This window comes from Mesorhizobium sp. M0140 (assembly GCF_040322475.1).
Taxonomy (GTDB): domain Bacteria; phylum Pseudomonadota; class Alphaproteobacteria; order Rhizobiales; family Rhizobiaceae; genus Mesorhizobium.
On the sequence record NZ_JAMYTM010000044.1, the window covers coordinates 21,710 to 43,253 of the forward strand.

The window sequence follows — 21,544 nt, forward strand, 5'->3', positions numbered from 1 at the left end:
CTTCGAGACTGCTCGCACGCCATGCCATGTCGAGAACAGGACGAACCTCGACGCTGCGCGATCGTGACGGCGATGACTACCATCTCATCCTCGCGGCCATTAGCGGTAATGGCTACCATGAGCTCGTATTGGCCGAACTGGATCGCTCCAATTCGCTCGGGCGGACCGATGGCTTGACGGCCGCAGCCTGGACGCTCAATACCGACGTTAAGGCGCGGCTCGAATCGATCGCCTGCGATCCCGAGGACGACACCATCGTCGGGTGCAATTGATGCACGCGCTTGCCTCGCATCGTGCCGACGCAGGACTTCGGACTATGTTGCGAGGTGGATCGCCCGTCTATCTTCGCGCCGCCGAAGTGCGGGAGAGCGGCCCACCCTGGTCCGGCGAGGATTCTGCCGAGGTCGAGCGATCAGTGAACAGCTCTGAGGCCAACGAACGGCGTCACGGTGTCAATCTCTGCGTCTTTCTAGGGGATGCGATGGCCTTCGATCCTCGCGCCGATACTCGACGACATAGCATCAGGTGATGATGATGCCGATCTGATATGCAGCGTCTTGTCCCACTTGGGTGGATATCGATCGTCATTTCTCCCCCGGCTGCGAAAAGCGGCTGGGGAGTGGCGATCGGGGTCAGGAAGGCTGCTCCGGCCAAGAAACCTACCTCAACGCGTAAAGCGAAAGCCTGATCTCAAATTTTGCGAAGCGCTCGCCGGGACCGGCCGCAACGCGGTCAGGATCAACAACCTAGCGTGCGCCCAAACGACACCAAGCGCTACCCGTTGTCCAGCGTGGAAGATGATTGCCTTCGTGGTTTCTCCGACACGCCAGCGCCCGGCAGACCTTCCTTTCTGGCCTTGGCAAACGCCCGGTCGCCTTCCAGGAACCCGACCAGCATAAAGGGAATCAGTTCAGCCACGGTTTCGGACTCGCCATAGGTCTCACGGTAAAGTGCGGCATAGTCGTTGAGTGCTTGGCTCAAGTCGGCGCCAACGGTGATGGTGATCTTCGAAGGTGTCCGGTCCGGAAGTTTTCCGAGCTTCAGGTTAGCCATGAAGTCCTCCTGTTCACCCCGTGTATGGCCGCAACACGAGGTCCTTGTGCACGATGACGCGCAACGGCCAACCAGGGCGGACGGTGATCGTGGGCTGGACGTTCAGGTTCTTTTCAGTGATCCGTTGGCCCGCTTGACTGACGTTCTGCTGGGTGGATTCACGAATTGCCTTGACCAAGTCGCTTTCATTTTCCCCAAAGCTCAACTCGGTACCAACCCCCAGCAATGTGGCCACCGCGACGCCCTTGATCAACTGCCAAGTATGGAAATCCACCTTGTCCTCGAGCCCGGCATAGCCGGCCGCGTCGGTCACGGGAAGATTGTCGATTTCGGTAGATGAGCCGTCCGGCATCACGATGCGTTGCCACACCAACAGAGCGCGCCTTTGCCCAAAGGCTACAACGCTGTCGTAGGTGCCGATCAGCCGTGAGCCCTGCGGGATGAGCAGGACGCTGCCGGTGACGCTGTCGTGCACATTCTCAGTGATCTGGGCGACGACAAGGCCGGGCAAATCGGAATTGATGCCGGTGATCAGGCTTGCAGCGATCACGCTACCGGCCATGATCTGATAGGGCGAAGCCGGCGTCTGCAGTGCATGCGGGTTGTAGATCCCGCCGGTGTTCCGTTGATCGATGAAATCGAGCTTGCGCTGTTGATTGTTCTGGTCGCCCTCGGCCGGCGCGACGGAAGCTCGCTGGCTTTCGGTATCTGGCTGCGGAGACGCCGTCTCGAAAGGCGAACGTCCGCCCTGCCCATTGCCAAAAGCTTCCGTCTGCTGGGGCCGGTTTTCGATGCGGAAAAGGACTTGCGACTCGCGCGCCTCAATCGCTTGTTGTGCAAGCCGCTGCGCCTCGGCGGAAACGTCTTGCCCAGGTGCGATGCCAAGCTGGCGCTGGTGCTCGAGAATAGGACGGCCGAGATCCCCGGGCAGCGGCGGTCCAAGCACCGGAGCCTTCGGCTTGCTCCCGGAATAGTCCTTGGGCAGCGATTCAAGTCCCTCGGCGGTCGGCTTGCGGTCCGTGCTGTAGAGCTCTTCGGCCTGCTGTTTCAGGCGCAATGCGGATCCCTGCAGCGCCATCATCGTGACGCCAAAAACAGCGCCGGAACCAACAGCAGCGATCGCGACGATTATGCCGCGCCTGAACCGCACCGGTCGGCGGGGCGAGGCTCGCAGCTGCAGCTGTTCGGGATTGAGCTTCGGCGGAGCATTCGGATGGGAAGTATCGGTCATGAGCCTCCCCTCACCTGCCAAAACGCGAAAACAGCGAAACCCGCCGCGGCGGTTTCCGACCGTCGGTTCTCGTAATGCGCACCACCTGCTGCTGTTTGGTGCCCAGCCTTAGCTCGGCCGCAGCAAAGAGGCGATCGACGATGTAGTAGTTGCCGCGCATGCGATAGTTGACGAGCTGGTTGTCCCCGTCGGCTCCGACGATGAAGAGCGGCGGCGCCTCACCTTGGTCTATACGGCGCGGGAATTCGATATAGACCCTGCTGCCATCATCAAAGGCGCGCGTCGGTCTCCATGGTGGCGTGTCGCCGGCGATCGAATAGCGGAAGCGGATGTTTTCGAGTGCTACGTTCGAGGCCGCGGGCATTTTAGCCTCGGCCTGAGCGTTGCGCCGCCGAAGCGCCACGAGTTGGTCTTCGCTGTAAATCCAGGAGAGCGCCGCCATGGCAGTTTTCTCAGTGCTTTGAAGCTGCAGGTGATAGGATCGCCTGTCCGTCGTGATGACCAGATTGGTGGCAAGCCCCGGCGCGAATGGCTTCACCAGCACATGAGTGCGCTGGTCATCGCCTGAGCCACTAACGGTGTCACCGATCACCCAACGGACCGTATCGCCGGCTGAGACCGAGGTCAGCTTCTCGCCCCGCTGCAATGAGATATCGGTGACGCGCTCCGGCGCGGCGTAGAGCTGGTAGAGCGCGCCGTCGGCAAAGGGGTAAACCTGCACCGCATTGACATAGCCAAACTTGGTGGGTTGTTGCGTCGCCGCCTTGTTGGCATCGGCGACCTGTTCTTCCGGCGAGCGCTTATCTGGGGCGGGCTTGCCGGGTGCGGGCATCAACTGACCAGGCAACGGTAACGGTTTCGGCACTTCCACGACCTTGACCGGCTTCTCCGGCGCCTTCTCGATCGCGGCTGGTTTGAAGTCCTCGTGGTCATAGGAAATCTGAGGCGGCGGCACTGGCTTCGAGGCACAGGCCGAAAGAACCGCAACAGACGCCGACAGGATCAAGGCAGCACGAAGCAATGGGGCTCTATTTGTCATTGGCGGGCTCCTTAGGGGAAACGGGGGTTGGCGCGGCGCTGTCGAGCTCGCGCGACCAGTCGATGGCGTTGATGAAGACGCCGAGCGGGTTCTTGCGCAGCTGCTCGGTTGTCCTAGGCGGGCGGATGAGGATGGTGAGGATCCCGATCCAGCGCGTCGTGCTGGCGAGGCTGCCGCGCTCGAACACCTGCTCGGTCCATTTGACCTGGAACGAGCTGTCGGAAGCCCTGACCACGCTGGTCACCTGTACTGACACGCTGCGCGTGCCGATTTGGCCGAAAGGGTCGTTCGCCTTGGCATATTCGTTGAGGAAGAGCGCCGCTCGGTCGGTGGCAAAGTCGTAGGCCGACAGCCAATTCTGCCGCACCAGAACCGCATCGGTGGAAACCGAACGAACATTCTGGATGAAGCGGCTGAGATGCCAGGCGATCTGGGCATCGTCGGGCTGGTAGTTTTGGACTGCCGGCCCGACCGCGTGCGCCTCGCCAAAGCGGTCGACCTCGACGACATAAGGCACGACGCGGCCCTGCATCGACTGCCACAGAAGCCCACCGGAAAGCCCCGTCGTCAGAGCCAGGCAGCCAAAGGCCATGAAGCGCCAGTTCTTGGCCTGGACGCGCGCCGTGCCGATGCGCTCATCCCAGAGTTGGCTGGCCTTCTGGTAGGGTGTTACGGGTTCGGGCGTCTTTCCATAACGCTGAACGGGTCGCTTGAAGAGCATCTAGTCTTCCTTGTCATTGAGGGAGGGATTGGCGCCGCTTCCGCCCCGATCTCCATCGCGCACCGCCTGCGTGGCAGCATTGCGATGGGCGCGTGCGGTCTGTTCGGAACGCAGACGCCTTGCCCAGGCAGGCGCGGCCGCGGGAGCTACAACTGGAGAGCTTCCGCTCATCGAGCTGGTCGGCATGCCGCCGGTCATCCAGCCGGCATCGCGACCGGCGTCGGCACTACGGCGGAATGGTTCTGCTGCGGATCGCATTCCCCGCATCGCGGCGCCGCTAGCGGCACTCGCAACCCCCTGCAGCCCAGCAGCTACCCCGGACAGCCCGGACTCGGGCGATGTCGCGCGCCCCGTTTGCCAGGCGACGGTGGCAGCGGACCCCATGGCGGCGCCGGCACGGACTGCGGCGAGGCCGCCGCCTGTTGCCATGCGCGCGCCGGCAAACGCAGCGCCTCCGGCAACGAGCGTTGATCCAGCTGCGGCCGCCGTTGTTCCAAGTGCCGCGCCGGCGCCAAGCTGCGGCGCGCCGGAAACGAGACCCGAGGCAATCCCGGGGCCGAAAATGCCGAGCCCAAGCAGCGCCAGCGCACCCAGCACCTGAGACATGGCCGCCGCCAGGTCCGGCTCCTGGCCCTGCAGGGCGGAAGCGAACTCGCCAAAGAGCGTGGAGCCGATGCCGACGATGACGGCAAGCACCATCACCTTGATGCCCGACGAAATCACATTGCCGAGCACGCGCTCGGCCAGAAACGCCGAACGGTTCCAGAGCGCGAAGGGCACCAGGACGAAGCCGGCCAGCGTGGTGAGCTTGAACTCGAGGATGGTGATGAAGAGCTGGATGGAAAGAATGAAGAAGGCGATGAGGACCAGGAACCAGGCCAGAAGCAGCACGAAGATGGTGAGCGCGTTACCGAAGATCTCGGGGAAGCCTACTAGCTGGCTCGCTTGATTGAGGAGCGGCCAGGCGCCCTCGAAGCCGGCCGCGGCAATGCGGCCTGGCCGCAGGAGACTGTCGGCGGACAGGTTGCCGGCCGATGCGTTGATGCCGAGACCGGCAAAGGAGCGGTAAATTATGTCGGCGAGGTTCTTGAAATTGTTCAGGACGAAGGCGAAGGCGCCGACATAGAGCACTTTGCGAACAAGCCGGCCGAGAATGTTGGGCTCGCCGCCGAACGCCCAGACCAAGCCCGCGAGCGTGATGTCAATGCCGATCAGAATGGTGGTGAGAAAGGCGACGTCGCCCGAAAGCAGACCGAACCCACTGTCAATGTAGCGGGTAAAGGTCTCCATGAAGCGATCGATGACTCCGAGGTCGTTCATGTCGCCGCCTTCCTCGTTGTCTTGAAGAACTGCCGCTCAGTTGCCGGGATAAGCCGTGCCGGTGCCCAGGAAACGCTTCGTCGTCTCGCGAGCGGCTTCCTCAGACTGCGCTTTGCGCGCCGCATCCTCGGCTTCGGCCCGGAACTGGGTCGCAAGCAGCGTCTGGATCTGCATCTGCTGCTTGGTCGAAAGCGCGATCAGCTGATTGGTAGCCTGGCTTGCCTCGAGGGCACCTGCCGCGCCCTGACTCCGATTGACGAGATCGGTAAGCAGGTCGCCATCGGCCTGCACGTTCTCGACGATCTGCGACTGCGCGCTCATGGTCTGGCGGAACGCCTGCATGGCGCTCTGCCAGCGCTCGCGCGCGGCGCTCGCCACATCGCTGACCTTGATGGTGGCGTCGTAGCTTTCCGGATATTGCTGGCGCCACTGGTCCTGCAGCTTGTCGAGATCGAAGCTCAGGCCGCTCGCCTGGGTCATCAGACCGTCAATCCGTTGGAGCGAGCCGGTAAGCTGGCCCACGGAAGAGAAATCCAGGCGCTGAAGGTTGCGCGCCATGTTCTGCAGCATGGTCGCCTGGTTCTGAAGCGACTGGATTTGGTTGTTGATCTGCTCCAATGCGCGTGCTGCCGACAGCACATTCTGCGTATAGTTGGACGGGTCAAACACGATGAGCGCATAGGCCGGCTGGACGTAGTCAGCCATCGGTTTGGCAATCAGGGAAACGGTGACCAGGCTAGTAAAAAGGCGGCGTCCGATCATGACGATTGCTCCTTGTTAGGTTGAGGAAATTGCTGGAGAAGCTCGGCAGCCCAATCCAGGCCGCGCGCACTGAAGAAACGGGCGGCAAAGCTGCCCTGCCCTTCTTCGGAAAGAATATTGTCGATCAGGGTCTGCGCGGCCGGGTCGGAGGCGCCGCAAAGCGCAAGAGCGATCGGGCCTAGCCCGAGCTCGAAGAGGCGATTGCCGCGGCGCGACTGCAGATAGTAGTGGCGCTTCGGCGTGGCGCGGGCGACCAATTCGATCTGTCGCTCATTAAGACCGAAGCGCTCATAGGCTGCCCGTGCCTGCGGCTCCACCGCACGATCATTGGGGAGAAAAATGCGCTGCGGGCAGCTCTCGATGATTGCGGGTGCGATAGAAGAGCCGGCGATGTCGGCAAGCGACTGCGTCGCGAAGATGACGGAGACGTTTTTCTTACGCAGCACCTTAAGCCATTCGCGGATGCGGGCGGCAAAGAGCGGGTTGTCGAGATAGACCCAGGCCTCGTCGAGCATGAGCAGCGTCGGCCGCCCGTCAAACCGGTCCTCAAGACGATGGAACAGATAGGTGAGCACAGGCAGCACAGCGCCTTGGCTGTGCATCAGCTCCTGGGTTTCGAAACACTGCACATCCGAGATGGCCAGCCGGTCGTCATCGGCATCGAGCAGTCGGCCGAATGGTCCGTCGAGCGTGTAGGGCATCAATGCCGATTTGAGCGTATTGGACTGAAGCAGGACCGACAGGCCAGTCAGCGTGCGTTCCTGCGCCGGCGCGGTGGCGAGGCTGGTGAGCGCCGACCAGATTGCCTCCTTCACCTCCGGGGTGACGGTGACATTCTCGTGGGCAATGAGGCCGGCGATCCATTCGGCCGCCCAGCTCTGTGTGGCCGGGTCGTCGATGTGGCGCAGCGGCTGGAAACCAAGCGCACCATTCGCACCCAACGCATGGTGGTCGCCGCCCATGGCAAGCGCGGCGGCGCGGGCCGAATTGCCTTTGTCGAAGACATAGATTTGCGCGCCAGCGTAGCGCCGGAACTGCAAAGCGATCAGGGCAAGCAGAACCGACTTGCCGGCACCGGTCGGCCCGACAATCAGCATGTGGCCGACATCGCCGATATGGGTCGAAAGCCGAAACGGCGTCGAGCCGCTGGTTTCGGCGAAAAGAAGCGGCGGAGCGTGATCGCCGGTGACCTCGGCAAGGTGCTCGTTCTCCGCTGGACCTGCCCACACGGACGACAGCGGCACGAGATGGGCAAGGTTAAGCGTGTGAACGAGCGGCTGGCGAACGTTGGCGTAGACATGACCCGGCAATGAACCAAGCCACGCTTCGACGGCATTGATGCTTTCGCGAATGGTGGTGAAGCCGAGCCCGTTGACGATCCGCTCGACGGCGCGAAGCTTTTCCGCGGCGGCTTTACGGTTCTGATCCCACACCGTCACCGTTGTGGTGAGATAGCCGAAGCCGACATGATCGCCGCCCAATGCCTGCAGTGCTGCATCGGCATCGAGCGCCTTGTTGTCGGCGTCGCTGTCGACGAGAGGCACAGGTTCGTTGGTCACCACCTCGCGCAGAATAGCCGCGATCGATTTGCGCTTGGCAAACCACTGCCGGCGGAGCCGAGTCAGCGTCTTCGTGGCTTCCGCCTTGTCGAGTGGAATGAAGCGCGTCACCCAGCGATAGGCGAAATCCTGGTTATTGAGCGCATCAAGGATTCCTGGCCGGGTGACGTTCGGAAAACCGAGGATTGTGAGCGTGCGCAGATGCTGGTCACCCAGCATCGGCTCTAGGCCGCCGGTCAGCGGCGCGTCAACCAGGACGCCGTCGAGATACATTGGCGTTTCCGGCACGGCGACCGGATGACGGCGTGTCGAGATCGTGCCGTGCAGGTACGTCAGGGTCTCGGCATCGTCGAGCGCGCGCACCTCGGGCACGAAGCCCGAAAGAAGATCGAGAACACGGTCAGTCTCGTCTCGGAACCGGGCAAGCTCCTGGCGCCAGTCTCTTTCCCCTCCCAAGTCATGCGAGTCGACGAGAGCACTTTCCGCGCGCGCTTGGCCATCGGGCCCAGGCATGAAGACCAAGGTCAGATGATAGATGCTCTCGAAATGCGCGACCTTGCCCTCGAAGGCCGCGCGCCGTTCCTCATCGATCAGCCATGAGGCAGCATCGGGAAGCGCCGAGCTCGGATAGCCCAGCGCTTCGCTGCGCTCGGCCTCGAAGAATAATGCCCAGCCGGAGCCGAGCCTTCTCAGCGCATTGTTTGCCCGCGCGCATATGCCGATAAGTTCGGCCTCGGTCGCGCTTTCAAGGTCGGGGCCACGAAACCGCAATGTCCGCTGGGAGCTGCCATCCTTGTTGAGCACGATGCCGGGCGCGACGAGTGCTGCCCACGGCAGATGGTCGGCAAGCCGGTCGGCTTTGCCGCGGTATTCGGAAAGCTTCAGCATGCAAGCCAGCCCTTTTGACGAAGATGACGGACAAGCACGCTGGCAAAATCCGGATCACGCCGTGCGGCAAAGACCGCGAGCGTGTGGCCGGCGATCCAGAGGATCAGACCGGCAATCCACTGCTGCAGGCCTAGGCCGATGGCCGCGGCCACCGTGCCATTGAGGATCGCCACCGCCCGCGGCGCGCCGCCGAGCAGGATCGGCTCGGTGAGCGCCCGATGGACCAGAACCTCGAAGCCTTCGATATGCTGCTCTCCGGTGCTCATCAGACGACTGCCCCGCCGCCAAAGGAGAAGAAGGAAAGAAAGAAGCTCGAGGCCGCGAAGGCGATCGACAGGCCGAAGACGATCTGGATCAGCCGGCGGAAACCGCCCGCCGTGTCGCCGAAGGCAAGGGTCAGGCCGGTGGTGATGATGATGATCACCGCGATGATCTTGGCGACCGGCCCCTGCACCGATTCCAGAATCTGCTGCAGCGGCTGTTCCCACGGCATGCCGGAGCCGGCAGCGTGGGCCTGGGCCGTGAGAAGAAGCGCGACGGCGGCGAACGAAAGAAAGCGAAGCTTCTTGCGCATGAGGTGACCTTTCAGAGCTGCTGGAGTTGCGGAAGTGTGAGCGGGGTGACGGCGTAATCGCCGCTGCCGTCGAGACCCGTGACCTCGGCGATCGCGTCAACGCGGCGCGCGGGTCCTCTTCCGGCAATAAAGATGACCAAGTCGACGGCATCGGCGATCAGCCGGCGGGGAACGGTGACAACGGCTTCCTGGGCGAGCTGCTCAATACGATAGAGTGCGGAGCGTGCCGAATTGGCGTGAACCGTGGCAATGCCGCCGGGATGTCCGGTGTTCCATGCCTTCAGCATGTCGAGGGCTTCCGCGCCCCGCACTTCGCCGACGATGATGCGGTCGGGTCTAAGTCGCAGCGTCGAGCGCACGAGATCACCAAGCGTGACCGACCCCCGCCTCGTCCTCAAGGCAACACAGTCCTCGGCTGCGCATTGCAGCTCGCGGGTGTCCTCAATCAGGATCACCCGCTCATCGCATTCGGCGACTTCTGCCAACAGCGCATTCGCAAGCGTGGTCTTGCCCGACGACGTGCCGCCGGCGACCAGGATGTTGCGCCGCTCACGCACTGCCTTCCTCAGGGCATCAGCCTGCAGCGGGAGGATGATGCGATCGGCGACATAGTTGGCCAGCGTGTAGAGTTTTGCTGCCGGCTTGCGGATGGCAAAGCATGGCGCCAGCACGACCGGCGGTAGCAGACCCTCGAAGCGCTCGCCTGATGGCAATTCGGCACTGACAATCGGACTATCTGCATGCGCCTCGGCGCGTACATGGGAGGCGACGAGCCGGATGATGCGTTCCGCCTCGGAAGGATGCATATGCACGCCTGTATCGACCCGGCCTTCTCCCAACCGATCGAGCCTCAGCGCGCCGTCGGGATTGACCATCACCTCGATGACGGTCGAATCGGAAAGGGCCTCGGTGATCGCGGCGCCCATGGCTGTGCGCAGCATGGCTCGGCGGCGGTGGTCGGCTGCGGGATGAGAGCTCATCCTTCGCCTCCATTGCCATTGCCAAGCGAGCGCTTCCCGGAGGCGATCTGGCGACCGACCTGCTCGACGAATTTGTCAAAGCGCTCTTGGGCAATCGCCTGTGTCGCCCGATCCGGGACCGGCGTGTGGGAATGAAGCGTGATCGAAAAGCGTATGAAGAGTGCGAGGCTCTCCAGGATCACCTCGACATCGGTTCGGATATGGTCGAGGTCGCGGGAAAGACGGTCGAGCCGCATGCCATAACGATTGTCGAGTTCGTTCTCGCCACGCCGCTCGATGAAGGCCTCGACCGCTTTCGCGACGATCGCCGATTTTGTGGTCGACGGGTTGCGGCTGAGCGTTTCCAGCTTCTCGCTCAATTCGTGTTCGAGCAGAAACTGGTGGCGAATGCGATGGGGCTTCATGGGGCTCGTTCCGACTGGCCGGCGCTGATGCGCCGGCGGTGCGAACGAACATCGCCGATATCTGAAAAATCGCTTATGGGCGTTATCTACGCTGAGATACGCCTGAGCTGCGAAAGCGCTTAGAAGCCGGGGATGATGTCCTTGTCGTCGCCCCTTCCCTCGTTGATACCGTAGGCGCTGGCTGCGGTGGAAACCCGGTCCATGACGCGCTTGTCTGCGAGTGCCTCGGCGTCATCGTCCGCCAGATTGAAGAGGTCGTCTTGATCAGGCTCCTGAGAGACGACGACGTGTTCTTCAGGCAGGCCTGGATGACGCTGCTGTTGCACGCCGCCCTCTTCTTCGATTGCCTCGCCGGCGTTTTCGTCATCGGCAGCGAGACGGCGGTCAACACTGCGGACTTGTCCGCTCCAATCGTCGGGGCGCGACGCAGGACAGTCCGCGTACAGACCCTCCCGCAACACCGGCGCCGGCAGCACCCGTTCGGTGAAATTCGGATCCTGGTAATAGCGCAACTTCTGGGCGCGGATCGGCGGCAACCCGGAAACAAGGATTAATTCGTCAGCTTGCGGCAACTGCATCACTTCGCCAGGCGTCAGCAGCGGGCGAGCAGTCTCCTGGCGACTGACCATGACGTGCGAAAGCCAGGGAGCCAGCCGGTGGCCGGCGTAGTTGCGCATGGACCTGAGTTCCGTCGCCGTACCGAGCGCATCCGATATGCGTTTGGCCGTGCGCTCGTCGTTGGAGGAAAAGGCAATGCGCACATGGCAATTGTCGAGAATGGCGTTGTTCTCGCCATAGGCTTTGGAGATCTGGTTCAAGGATTGCGCGATCAGATAGGCGCGGATGCCGTAACCCGCCATGAAGGCGAGCGCGGTCTCGAAGAAGTCGAGGCGACCAAGAGCCGGAAATTCGTCTAGCATCATGAGCAGTTGGTACTTGCGGCTTTTCTTCGGGTCACCTTCCAGCCGCTCCGTCAGTCGCCTGCCGATCTGATTGAGCACCAGTCGCACCAGCGGCTTGGTGCGCGAGATATCCGATGGCGGCACCACTAGATAGAGCGACATCGGTCGTTCCGCATCCATGAGGTCGGCAATGCGCCAGTCGCAGGCCGATGTTGCCGAGGCAACCGTCGGATCACGATAGAGCCCGAGAAACGACATTGCTGTCGAGAGAACGCCAGAACGCTCGTTCTCTGACTTGTTCAGCACCTCGCGAGCCGCCGAGGCCACGACGGGATGGACCCGAGGTGTGTCCGCCGTGCCGAGGTGGTTGGTGGTCATCATCCGCAGCAGTGTCGCGGCAAACGAGCGTTGCGGATCCGACAGGAAAGTGGCGACGCGCGCGAGCGTCTTTTCTTCTTCCGCGTAGAGCACGTGCAAGATGGCCCCGACCAAGAGTGAATGACTAGTCTTCTCCCAATGATTCCGCCGCTCCAGCGCGCCTTCCGGATCGACGAGAATGTCCGCGATGTTCTGAACGTCGCGGACCTCATCTGAACCCCTGCGCACTTCCAGCAGCGGGTTATAGCGCGCCGATCTCGAGTCGGTCGGATTGAACAGGAGGCAGAAAGAGAACTTCGACCGCCAGCCGGAAGTCAGCTGCCAGTTCTCGCCTTTGATGTCGTGAATGACGGCCGAGCCGGTCCAGGAAAGAAGAGTTGGAACGACCAATCCCACGCCCTTGCCCGAACGTGTCGGCGCAAAGGCCATGACATGTTCCGGCCCGTCATGTCGCAGATAGTGATCCTTCAGTTTGCCAAGGAAAACGCCGGCCGGCTCAAACAGGCCTGCCTTCTCGGTTTCCCGAGCCGCGGCCCATCGTGAGGAACCGTAGGTGGTGACCAACCCCCTCTGCCGCGCGCGCCAGAGGGAGCCAGCTATTGCGGCCGCACACCCCAAGAATCCGCTGGCTCCGGCAAGCATGCCGGCCTTGTCGAAGACCTCAGGCGCATAGGCGTCGAAGTGAAACCACCATTCGAACAGTTTCCACGGCTTGTAGATCGGCCGGGCCGCCGCGGCAAACCATGGCGCGCCAAGCTGCGGCTGATAGTCCAGCATGTGGGCGCACCATTGCGTTGCCGCCCATACGCCAACGATGACGATGGCGAACACAACTACGATCTGGCCGACAAGGAGCTTCGTCGGTGTCACGGGCACAGCCTCCACTGTTTGGTAGTAGATGGAAGCAGCATGACGTGACGTTTCAGAATATCGAAGATACCCAATATACGCGCCCGTGCGATGCAGTGAACGTTGCAGACTTGGAAAACTGGGGCGCCAAGAAGTGTCATCGCGAAGGGCGACGAGCGAATGACTTGTATGGGGCCGTGTATGGACAGCTCTCCGTTGGCAAGGGATTTGTGAGCTTTTGCAGTTGCTGGTTGGTGCGGCCATGTATCCGACCTGTAGGTGCGGCCTTTCATGTGCCGCTGGCCATAATGCCATTCGCGCGTTTCAGGTCCCGATCGAAAGCTCGCACTTATAGTGCACGGCCCCAGTGGGTTTTCCTGATCCGGCGGTTTCAACCGGCTTTGTGCATTAGCTCCTGTCCGCCCTTTCCAACCTCGTTGGCGATCCCGCGCCTTGTTTCGTCTATGCGATGACCGGCTCCCTGTAGCGCTCGCCGCCGGTCATCAATGCCCAGACCATGCGGGCTGTCTTGTTAGCCAGCGCAACCGCCGCGACCTTGGTTGTTCGCCGCGCCATCAGTTGCACCAGCCATGGCCGCCTGGTCCCGTTCCGGTTCGGCATAGCGGATGACCGCCATGGCGCCGACCACGAGCAACTGTCGCAGGTAGCGATTGCCGGCCTTGGAGATGCTGCCGAGCTTCTCCTTGCCCCCGCTAAAGTTCTGCTTCGGCACGAGCCCGATCCAAGCCGAGAGGCATCGCCCCGACTTGAACGCGTGCGGATCGGCGACGGTCGCAACGAACGCACTCGCCAGCAGCGGGCCAACGCCCGGAATCTCCATCAACCTGCGACCCAGTTAGGTCTCTCGCGCACTCGCACGGACCCGGCGATCGTTTTCGAGGATCTGTTCCTTCACGACACGAAGCTGTGCTTCCAGCATCCTCAGGCAAAGCGGTGCGTCGGCCGGTATCCTGGCATCGTTCTCGTCGTTGATGACCACGAGAAGTTGCTCAATTCCATTACGCCCGATCGGCGCCACGACCCCGAACTCGGATAGGTGCGCCCGCAACGCGTTCGATATCTGTGTCCGCCGGCGGTTGAGCATCAATCGAACCCGGTGCAGCATCATCACACTCTGCTGCTCGGGCGACTTCACGGGCACGAAGCGCATCGTCGGTCTTGTCACGGCCTCGCAGATCGCCTCTGCATCTGCAGCATCATTCTTCTGCCGCTTCAGATAAGGCTTCACATACTGTGCCGGCAGCAGCCGCACATCATGGCCACGTGCAGTCAGTTCTCTCGCCCAATAATGCGACGAACTGCAGGCTTCGATTCCGACCAGGCAACGCGGCAGGCTCTCAAAGAACGGCAGCACACGCCCACGCGTCAACTTCCTGCGAACTGCAACCTCACCAGCCGCATCCACGCCGTGGACTTGAAACACGGACTTCGCAATATCCAGACCGATTGTCGTAACGTTGCTCATCATAGCGCTCCTCCAGCTCTAATCCCGCGATCATACCGCAGTAAGGGAGGAGAGCCGTCCACCGCATCAACTGCGGACTGTCCTCTTTGGCTGTGAATTCGCGAATAGCTGCCATTAGATGCGGGGACCACCGCTTTTTGACCCACGTCGAATGGACGTGATCCTGCTCGTGGTATTCCCGCCAAGCTGCGCCATTTGCTTGAGCATGTCTGAAGCTGGACTTCTGTCACCCTGCCGAAGGTATGCGACATTGGGTCTGGGCTGAGCGAATTAGCGCAACGCCTTGAGCTCGCGGTGGGCGGGGAATTCGTCCAGCGCCGCGTCGATCAGGCCCTGGCGCGAAATGCTGCCGCCGCCGCCCAGGGAGATAAGGCGGAGCGCGGCGAACCACTGCGCTCGTCCGTTGCCGCTCAGCCTGAGGCGCGAGACGTCGCCGCCCGCCCGCAGCCAGACGTCCTGGTCCGTCGGGCCGAGCGGGAAGAGGTCAGGCATGATCTGCTCAAGGTCTCTGTGGCGCTGATTGACGCCCGGAGAGACCGACTTGGTGCCTCCGAGCGCGAGTGCGACGGGGAAGTTCTCCTCAAGGTCGCTAGCCTTGAACACTGGGTGCTGTCTTCCGGGGACGGACTGCCTGACCGTTTCGGACACGTGGTTGAACAGGTCAAATACTCGAATGGTTCCGTCGCTGGCGGCGGTGGCGGCGCCCTTGAGGCCGGAGAGCATCGCGGTCGTGAACACGCTGTTCCGCTCGCGTCTGAGCACCAGAGACGTCTCGGTCGCTCGCGACGAAGCGAGCACAACCCGGCCGGTCCCCCGCGCCAGTTGCCGCAGCGACTTCTCGTCGAACCCTTCGCCGATCCCGTCCTCCCCATCCTCGCCCAGGCCGGACTTGAGCGTGGCGGTGCCGGCGGCATGGCACGCGTCGACGACGAGGATGACCCGCGGCGCCTTGATGGCGGCGATCGCGGCGGACAGCTCGGCCTCGCCGAGAGACGTTCCTGCGAGGTCCGTGAGCTTGCAATCGTAGGGGACGAGCGCGCTCGTCGCGTCGGCGCCACTGCCGATGCGCGCCCCGTGGCCCGAGAAGAAGATTGCGACGGTGTCGTCCACGGTCGCGGTCGCCGCGAGGTCGGCAAGCGATTTGCGGATGTTTTGGAGCGTAGACGCGTCGTCGGTGAGAACAGTGACGTTCGCCTCCGGATAGCCGCAGTACGCGGACGACTTGAGGGTCTCGGCGGTGTCGAGCGCGTCATTGAGCACGGCGGCGGGAAGACCCCCGACCGCCTCATAGTTGGCAACGCCAATAATTAGCGCTCGGCCTTGGTCGAATTTCATCAAGGACTCCATCGGGTGTCTTCCGCCGCCGACTCAGTTCCGGAACAGCGGGTCGTTGGCCATTAGCCTAAGGTTTGGATTCTCGGGGAAGTCAGCCCGCATCTGCTGGATCAGCCACGAGACGCGGGGTTGCCTTCCGTTTTGGATGTCGCGGATCGCACCACGCCAACGCTCCTTACCGGTACCGTGGTGACGAAGGTCGGCGTCCCGTCCGCCGGACCGCTCCCACAGCGCGTCCTGGTCTGGCCCGTTCGGAAAGAGCTCGGCGGCCAGCTCGGTAAGCACGTCCCACTTCTCACTGGCGCTGACGGGCGAGAGCCCGAGGAACCAGCGCTCGACGAGGCCTATCAGGCCGAGGCAGTGGCGGAGCACCGGTGCGACGTCGTTCCGGCCGGCCCGGTAGATCGAGATTAAGTCGTCGACGATGTCGCTTCGTCCGCGCGATGCGAGTGCCCGTCCGAGCAGGTCGGCATCGCGAGGGGTGATCGACCGAACCGCGCGGACCGCGGTCGAGACCCAATGCCGGAAGCGAGCGTGGTCGAGCCCGCCAAGTCCGTCGATCACGTGGAGACCTTCCGCGAGCGTCCCGGCTGCGAGGCGCGTAAGGAGCTGGTCGAGCCGCGGATCGCGGACGATCCGTTCAACCAGTTCAGGCTCGATCGTGGTGTTCTGCTGACCAGTTCCCGCGTTCGCGAACCAGGCGTCAGTCGTCGCCGCGAGTAAACGGTCCCGGGTGGTCGTCGGCACCTTATCCCAGATCTTGCTCCTCCGCGGGTAAGTCGTCAGGTCTGCAAGCGGCGATGCGGAAAGGAGGTGGAGGAGTTCCACCGGCGGCCTGACACCATCGATCTGCTCGTCGAGAAGCTGGTTGAACGCTTTCCGCGGGTCCTCAGGCCCCCGCCACGCTCCCATGTCAGCCTTGAGTGCTGCTAGCCAGATGCGCCGGTTAGGGGCGGTCGACATGTCCCGTGTTCCCAGGAGCGTCGGGTCCTTCGCCACCGCCTCGCCAGCGATCGTGAGCAACCGTGCGTCGGGAACGCTGTCCACCGCGTCGAGGATCTCGCCGGGCTTCGCGCGGCGCATCGCGAGCCGCATCGCGGTGACATCGGCACCCGGCTCCACGGCGCTCTGAGCGCTCGCCGCGTCCGTGGGCTTCATGCTCGCGCCGGCGGCGATGGCATGCAGCCGAAAGAGCTTATGCTTCGCTGCAGCAGCTATGATCGGCTTCGCGGTGGCGGTATCCAGGTCTGCAGGGGCCGCAGCCTCGAGCGCGTCCAGTCCCTTCCGGTCGCTCGCGATCAACGCGACGATCGGCGCGGAGACGCGGGGCTCGGACTTCGCCCAGCGCCAGAACCCAACGACAAACTGGCCACCCGTCGCAACGGCCGAGCGGTCCAGACCTCGCCTCGCGGCCTCGCGCCAGGGTAAAATGGCATCGTCGCCAATCAGCGCGTCGGCGACGATGGCCACTATGACGGCATCGTCTGAAGGAAGATAGTTGTTTTGTTCGAACCATAGCTCGAGCGCCTGCCAGACGACGACGCTCGTCTCGAGACCTGGGAGCGCGAGGTTGCGCAGCGTCAGGATCTCCGATGGCTGAGCCGTCGGGAGTACTTTGACGAGACGCTCGATGATTGCGCGTTTCTCGACCTGACCCTGCTTGGGATCCGGCGAGAGCCGCTCGATCAACCGGGCGGCGGAGACAAGCTGCGCGACGGTCTCGGGCGTCGCGGATGCGATGGCGTGCGCCTGCTCGAGCAGCTGGAGCTCCTGGAAATCGTCAAGGTTCGCGCCGATCCTGTCGCCGAACTCCCGCAGCTCGGCGCCGTCGGCCGAGCCGTCGATCATTCCAGCGGCCTGGGGCCGCTCGGCGCCGCTCCGGCCAACGATACGCTGCTGTTGCCACCGCCCGACGAGGGAGGCTGGCGTGCAGACGATCGTCGGCTCCGGCTTTTCCACCACGTCCTTCGGTCCGAAGCTCAGCCGGAAGTAGAGCTTGCGCCGTAGGGCGGGCCACAGGCATCCCCACAGCGCGACCATGAGCTTCTCGAAGCCGCTCGATCCGATGCGCACCACCGGGCCGGAGCCGCGGGTGACGAGCGCCTGCGCCGTGTCCGCAAGATCGGATGTCGCGGGCGGCATTCCCGGTACCGGAGTCACCTCAAGCGCCTCGACGGCTGCCGGTGCCGCGTCGAACGACGTGATAAGGTGCGCGAGCAGCGGGCGGAGGTCATCTAACGCGGCGATCTCATCCAGGTCGCAGATCAGCGCGTGGGTGACTACCATGCCCGACCGGCCAACCGACGGATCGCTGAACGTCCGAGCGACAACGTACCAGTCGCGAACGGGGAATCCCGACGTGACAGGCGACCAGTCGGCGCCTTGGGGCTCCGTGTCCGGCAGGTCTAGGCGCTGCGCCAGTTCGCCCGCGAGCTTGCGGTCGCCGCTCGCGTACCTGAGGGCGTGCCCAAGTCTGACGGTGCCGTAGATCGCTTGGTCAACGCGCATCCTCCGCTTCCCGTCCGCTCAGGCGCCAGCGTCGAGCAGGCGGTAGATAGGCAAGGCAAGGTCGCCGCTCTTCGTGCCGCTCGCCTCGACGACGTAGCCGAAGTGCTCGGGACCCTTACTGGCGTATTCCATGTCGCGAGTCGTGGGGCTGAGCGGGCGTTCGAGCGCGGAAAGGCCCATGATCAGCGGCTGCCGCCAGTTCGATTGCACGAACGCCGAGACGAGCGGCAGTCGCGCTTTCAGAGCCTCCGGAGGGGTCTGTGCGATCCCCGCCTCATCCCAGCAGGTGAGGAGCACGCCGAGGCGCGGGAGGCTGCGCGACCTGGACGTGGACCGATGGGAGAAGATGAGCATTTGGAGCAGCTCCACCAGCCTGGCCTGGTCGGAGGGATGGATCTCCCTGTTCTCGACCGAGACGCCCTTCAGACCGGCCAGTGGCTTGGAGAACATGTCGTCGCCGACACTCGTCTGCTGGAGCCGGATAAGCAGCAGCCACGCGTCGGCCTCGTCGATGCGCTTTTGCCAAGCGTCGGGGAGTCGCCGGTTCTCGATCACGGACTTGATCTGCTCGCCGCCATATTCAGGCCAGACCAGGTCGGCCTCGCGGCCGTTGGCATCAACTACCGGCCAGACGCTGTCGACGTTGACGGACCGTGCGGTGTGACCCGCGGCCCGTCCCTCATCGAGGCTCTCGAGCGCGGCCTCGAATGCCTCAAGGTTGGTGGCCGCGCCATTCATGCGCAGCGCTCCCGGGATCCGCATGAGGCGGCGGAGCAGCTGTGCCCCGTAGTGCGTCTTGCCGACGCCACTTTCGCCGACGAGGAGGATCGAGTTGGACGTCTGGCTCACGGCTTCCTATTCCCGTAGATGAACAGGGGGTCGTCGGATGTTGATGCCGGCGGCGGCAGCCGTACGCCGGGCCGTCTGACGCCAATCGCCCACTGGAGGAGCTCGACCAGCCCGGCGCCCTTATTCAGCAGCGGATCGCCGTCGGGCGCCCCAACCACGCTGACCGAGTGCTCGACCGCGTCGGACATCGCGTCGGTTACGGCACCGCGGACGGCCTCCTCCATCTCCGGAGAAATGTAGACGTCGGACTTGGTCCAGACGAGAGCGACGGGGCGGCCGTCTCGTTCCGCGCCAAGGCGCTTCGCGATGCGCTGCAGCGAGCCGCGCGCCGTGCCCATCGATTCGCCGGCGAGCGCATCGCGGTCGGCCACGATCATGAAGGCGTCGGCGTTATCCGACACCCAGCGCGCACCTGCCCCCTCGTCAGAATCCCTGTTGATAGCCCATCGCTGGAACCATTCGCCCGGCGCGTCCGTGAAGAGGTAGTCGATCGGCCGGTCGCCGTTCTCGTCGCGAAAGGTCACGTGCAGCAGTCCCGGCGCCCTTCCGCCGCGACTGGTCGTGTGGGCGGGAAAGCGCGGCGGCTGCCCCGGCGCCCACCGCATCGAACCCGCGACCGCCTCCCACCCGGAGAGCGTGTAGGATCCGGCGAACAGCTGGCCCTTGGTACCGGCCAGGCCTCGACCGAGCAGGAGGTACCATGCCGCGAGCAGGGTCGTCTTGCCAGCGTTCTGCGGCCCCACGACGCCGATGACGATGGGCTTGCCGCGCCCCGACACGAATCCTAGGTCCGCGAGGCCCAACGCGCTGCCGGACCACGGCATCAGCATCTCGCCCGAGAGGTCTTCGTCGGCTGTGTCGGTTACCTTGGCGCCATGCCAGATCGGGCACTTCGACAGGTTCGTGTGGCCAAGGTCGCAGCCGGTGTCGGGGACGAAGCACGTCGCCTGCGCGCACTTCTCCACGGGTCAGCCCTTCTTCGCGGAGCGACGCTTGGCAGGCGAGGCGTCTGTCGCCGCCTTCGAGGCCTGGAGCTCCCGGAAGAGCCATCCTGCCCACGCCACTGCGTCGAGCTCGGAACTGGCCGGGACGCCGGTGAGCCGCTGGAAGTCGTCCGCGTTCCGTGCGCCGGTGTGCGCAGGGTGGCCGATCAGGGCAAGCAGTGGCCCGCGCCCGTCCGGCGCCGCCGCGAGGTTACCGGCGGCGGCTCGGAGCGAGGCGAGTCCGTCGTGGTCCTGGGCCTCAGCGACGAGGTCCCTCACGGGCCGCCTCCCGCCATCCGCTGTACCCTTCAGGCGGAGGACCGTCTCGCCCAGGAACGCCGACACGCTCGCGGGCGAGAACAGCGGGACCGTTTCGAACAGGTCGAGCGCCATGAGCGCGGCGGCGACCGAGGGTGGGAGTTCACGGTAGCTCTTACCGGCCGAGGGCGAGTACAGCGCCTCGCGCCACCAGAGAAGATTGGTGCGCCGCTGGAGCCCGGCGGTGGCGGCGCTGATCAACTTTAGCGTGTCGTCAACGTAGCCGGAAACCGCTGTGGCCAACTTGCTGAAAGGCTCGGCCAAGTCCGGCTGGCTGACTTCAATCTCGGACACGGCGGCGTTGATCGCAGCGGCGATCGCCGTCCCGGACCGCTTCCCGAATTCATAGACCCACTGCTGTTGCTGTTGCGGGAAGTGCGGATTGCCACCTGTCGCGATGCCACCTTGCTGAGGGTGGTGATACGATGGGCCAGCGGCGGCGATCATTCCGTTCTGCAGGTCGGTCTGGGACGCCTCGCCGATCTTGACATCTGGTACGGTGAGGGTCGGTACAAGGTACTTCATAGGCTGGACAGAGATCGTCTCCGGCGTCGCCCACTCTTCTTCCGCCCGGGCATCGACGCGACGCTCGACCTGCTCGACGAGCCCGATCCAAATGTCGCGCTCGTTATCAACGGGCAAAAGCGGGAGCGCGTTGCGCGCCGACGCGATGAAGCACACGCCGACGCGGTCGTCCTCTGCGGCGGCATTGACCAGCGCGTCGAGCAGAATCGCGCGGATCACCGCGATCGGCGTCGCCGCGAAAGTGTTCCGGTAGGTTGTCCACCTGTTCTGGAGCGCCGCCAGCGCCTCTTGGACCACCGGATCGTCCTCGGGCGCATTAGGGTCGAACGCGATGAGGGAGTAGCTCAGCGCTTTTGCCGGGTTCTTTTTCAGCGCGTCGCCAAGGTCCTTTGCGGCCTGCGAGAGCTTCCCTAGCTTGGTATCATCCCCTCCTACGTCGATCAGCCCCTTGTTTAGGAACCCTTGAAGTGTGGCGTTGTCCACGCACTCATCCCCCTGTACCGATCTCACTTTCTTTTAGCGGACCGAGCGACCAAACCAATACGAAAATTATCTTCATTTCCAAACTAAAAGAGAGGAGCGACTCGTTCCGGGTCGCTTATTCGGATTAACGTCGTCTAGCATACTGCCAGCGTGGGCCGGTAGCGAAACGTCTACGGTGAAGTGACCAAATTAGTCGAGCATGAGCGAGTCAAGTCAACTCACAATCTATAGACTTGTTGAATCCGATATCACGAAATCATCTGAGCACGTGTTCGCGATCAATCACCCAATTGCCGACGGTCAAGCGTGACCTAGGCTCAGGACTCATTGATTGAGCCAGAAGATGACGGTGGCTGCGATGCAGATGGCAGACATGAAGGTGTGCGCACAGCGGTCA

The 21,544-nt window shown here is 63.4% G+C and carries 18 protein-coding genes and 1 pseudogene; 1 reads left to right on the forward strand and 18 read right to left on the reverse strand.

The features are described 5' to 3' along the window. Nucleotides 1-26 precede the first annotated feature (26 nt). The gene (locus NKJ37_RS29045) at nt 27-272 is read left to right on the forward strand and encodes a hypothetical protein (RefSeq protein ID WP_352776089.1); all 246 of its coding nucleotides are present in this window, start codon (nt 27-29) and stop codon (nt 270-272) included. A 502-nt stretch (nt 273-774) separates the two neighbouring features. Here NKJ37_RS29045 and NKJ37_RS29050 read toward each other — a convergent pair. The 18 genes and pseudogenes from NKJ37_RS29050 to NKJ37_RS29135 form a co-directional block, all read right to left on the reverse strand. After that, the gene (locus tag NKJ37_RS29050) at nt 775-1,053 is read right to left on the reverse strand and encodes a DUF2274 domain-containing protein (RefSeq protein ID WP_352544004.1); all 279 of its coding nucleotides are present in this window, start codon (nt 1,051-1,053) and stop codon (nt 775-777) included. Between the two features lie 13 nt (nt 1,054-1,066). Further along, nucleotides 1,067-2,284, reverse strand: coding sequence for a TraB/TrbI/VirB10 family type IV secretion system protein (locus NKJ37_RS29055; RefSeq protein ID WP_352776090.1), 1,218 nt, complete (start codon nt 2,282-2,284; stop codon nt 1,067-1,069). 10 nt (nt 2,285-2,294) lie between these two features. Beyond that, on the reverse strand, nt 2,295-3,323 hold the full coding sequence (gene trbG, locus NKJ37_RS29060) for a P-type conjugative transfer protein TrbG (protein ID WP_352776091.1): 1,029 nt from the start codon (nt 3,321-3,323) through the stop codon (nt 2,295-2,297). Beyond that, nucleotides 3,313-4,044, reverse strand: a complete 732-nt coding sequence (trbF, locus tag NKJ37_RS29065; protein WP_023685994.1) for a conjugal transfer protein TrbF — start codon at nt 4,042-4,044, stop codon at nt 3,313-3,315. The genes trbG and trbF overlap by 11 nt, the downstream gene beginning before the upstream one ends. Beyond that, the gene (gene trbL, locus NKJ37_RS29070) at nt 4,045-5,364 is read right to left on the reverse strand and encodes a P-type conjugative transfer protein TrbL (RefSeq protein ID WP_023689359.1); all 1,320 of its coding nucleotides are present in this window, start codon (nt 5,362-5,364) and stop codon (nt 4,045-4,047) included. Between the two features lie 36 nt (nt 5,365-5,400). Next, nucleotides 5,401-6,126, reverse strand: a complete 726-nt coding sequence (gene trbJ, locus NKJ37_RS29075) for a P-type conjugative transfer protein TrbJ (RefSeq protein ID WP_023669263.1) — start codon at nt 6,124-6,126, stop codon at nt 5,401-5,403. After that, entirely contained in the window at nt 6,123-8,573 is a 2,451-nt protein-coding gene (gene trbE / locus NKJ37_RS29080) for a conjugal transfer protein TrbE (RefSeq protein WP_352776093.1), read from the reverse strand. The genes trbJ and trbE overlap by 4 nt, the downstream gene beginning before the upstream one ends. After that, complete coding sequence (locus tag NKJ37_RS29085; protein ID WP_023689361.1) at nt 8,567-8,839, reverse strand: VirB3 family type IV secretion system protein; 273 nt, start codon at nt 8,837-8,839, stop codon at nt 8,567-8,569. The genes trbE and NKJ37_RS29085 overlap by 7 nt, the downstream gene beginning before the upstream one ends. Beyond that, entirely contained in the window at nt 8,839-9,147 is a 309-nt protein-coding gene (locus NKJ37_RS29090; protein WP_023689362.1) for a TrbC/VirB2 family type IV secretion system protein, read from the reverse strand. Before NKJ37_RS29090 ends, NKJ37_RS29085 begins: the two co-directional genes overlap by 1 nt. An 11-nt stretch (nt 9,148-9,158) precedes the next feature. Next, a complete protein-coding gene (trbB, locus tag NKJ37_RS29095; protein WP_023692455.1) occupies nt 9,159-10,127 on the reverse strand; it encodes a P-type conjugative transfer ATPase TrbB in 969 nt (322 codons plus the stop codon). Continuing rightward, the gene (locus tag NKJ37_RS29100; protein WP_352776094.1) at nt 10,124-10,531 is read right to left on the reverse strand and encodes a CopG family transcriptional regulator; all 408 of its coding nucleotides are present in this window, start codon (nt 10,529-10,531) and stop codon (nt 10,124-10,126) included. The genes trbB and NKJ37_RS29100 overlap by 4 nt, the downstream gene beginning before the upstream one ends. Before the next feature lie 119 nt (nt 10,532-10,650). Next, entirely contained in the window at nt 10,651-12,681 is a 2,031-nt protein-coding gene (locus NKJ37_RS29105; protein WP_352776099.1) for a conjugal transfer protein TraG, read from the reverse strand. Between the two features lie 441 nt (nt 12,682-13,122). Further along, nucleotides 13,123-14,146: pseudogene (locus NKJ37_RS29110) on the reverse strand (IS110 family RNA-guided transposase). A gap of 270 nt (nt 14,147-14,416) precedes the next feature. Next, nucleotides 14,417-15,481, reverse strand: a complete 1,065-nt coding sequence (locus tag NKJ37_RS29115) for a caspase family protein (protein ID WP_352576263.1) — start codon at nt 15,479-15,481, stop codon at nt 14,417-14,419. Nucleotides 15,482-15,514: 33 nt separating this feature from the next. Further along, the gene (locus NKJ37_RS29120; RefSeq protein ID WP_352776096.1) at nt 15,515-17,989 is read right to left on the reverse strand and encodes a GAP1-N1 domain-containing protein; all 2,475 of its coding nucleotides are present in this window, start codon (nt 17,987-17,989) and stop codon (nt 15,515-15,517) included. Between the two features lie 18 nt (nt 17,990-18,007). Further along, a complete protein-coding gene (locus NKJ37_RS29125) occupies nt 18,008-18,838 on the reverse strand; it encodes a TRAFAC clade GTPase domain-containing protein (protein WP_352576259.1) in 831 nt (276 codons plus the stop codon). Next, a complete protein-coding gene (locus NKJ37_RS29130) occupies nt 18,835-19,803 on the reverse strand; it encodes a TRAFAC clade GTPase domain-containing protein (RefSeq protein ID WP_352576257.1) in 969 nt (322 codons plus the stop codon). The genes NKJ37_RS29125 and NKJ37_RS29130 overlap by 4 nt, the downstream gene beginning before the upstream one ends. 3 nt (nt 19,804-19,806) lie before the next feature. Then, entirely contained in the window at nt 19,807-21,147 is a 1,341-nt protein-coding gene (locus NKJ37_RS29135) for a GTPase-associated system all-helical protein GASH (RefSeq protein WP_352576256.1), read from the reverse strand. Between the last annotated feature and the right edge of the window lie 397 nt (nt 21,148-21,544).

Bases quoted from the DNA above. Each gene is read 5' to 3' on its own strand.
- trbJ (WP_023669263.1), bottom strand. From the start codon at position 6,126: ATGATCGGACGCCGCCTTTTTACTAGCCTGGTCACCGTTTCCCTGATT.
- NKJ37_RS29090 (WP_023689362.1), bottom strand. From the start codon at position 9,147: ATGCGCAAGAAGCTTCGCTTTCTTTCGTTCGCCGCCGTCGCGCTTCTT.
- NKJ37_RS29045 (WP_352776089.1), top strand. From the start codon at position 27: ATGTCGAGAACAGGACGAACCTCGACGCTGCGCGATCGTGACGGCGAT.
- NKJ37_RS29115 (WP_352576263.1), bottom strand. From the start codon at position 15,481: ATGAAATTCGACCAAGGCCGAGCGCTAATTATTGGCGTTGCCAACTAT.
- NKJ37_RS29055 (WP_352776090.1), bottom strand. From the start codon at position 2,284: ATGACCGATACTTCCCATCCGAATGCTCCGCCGAAGCTCAATCCCGAA.
- NKJ37_RS29050 (WP_352544004.1), bottom strand. From the start codon at position 1,053: ATGGCTAACCTGAAGCTCGGAAAACTTCCGGACCGGACACCTTCGAAG.
- trbF (WP_023685994.1), bottom strand. From the start codon at position 4,044: ATGCTCTTCAAGCGACCCGTTCAGCGTTATGGAAAGACGCCCGAACCC.
- trbE (WP_352776093.1), bottom strand. From the start codon at position 8,573: ATGCTGAAGCTTTCCGAATACCGCGGCAAAGCCGACCGGCTTGCCGAC.
- NKJ37_RS29085 (WP_023689361.1), bottom strand. From the start codon at position 8,839: ATGAGCACCGGAGAGCAGCATATCGAAGGCTTCGAGGTTCTGGTCCAT.
- trbB (WP_023692455.1), bottom strand. From the start codon at position 10,127: ATGAGCTCTCATCCCGCAGCCGACCACCGCCGCCGAGCCATGCTGCGC.
- NKJ37_RS29100 (WP_352776094.1), bottom strand. From the start codon at position 10,531: ATGAAGCCCCATCGCATTCGCCACCAGTTTCTGCTCGAACACGAATTG.
- trbG (WP_352776091.1), bottom strand. From the start codon at position 3,323: ATGACAAATAGAGCCCCATTGCTTCGTGCTGCCTTGATCCTGTCGGCG.
- trbL (WP_023689359.1), bottom strand. From the start codon at position 5,364: ATGAACGACCTCGGAGTCATCGATCGCTTCATGGAGACCTTTACCCGC.
- NKJ37_RS29120 (WP_352776096.1), bottom strand. From the start codon at position 17,989: ATGCGCGTTGACCAAGCGATCTACGGCACCGTCAGACTTGGGCACGCC.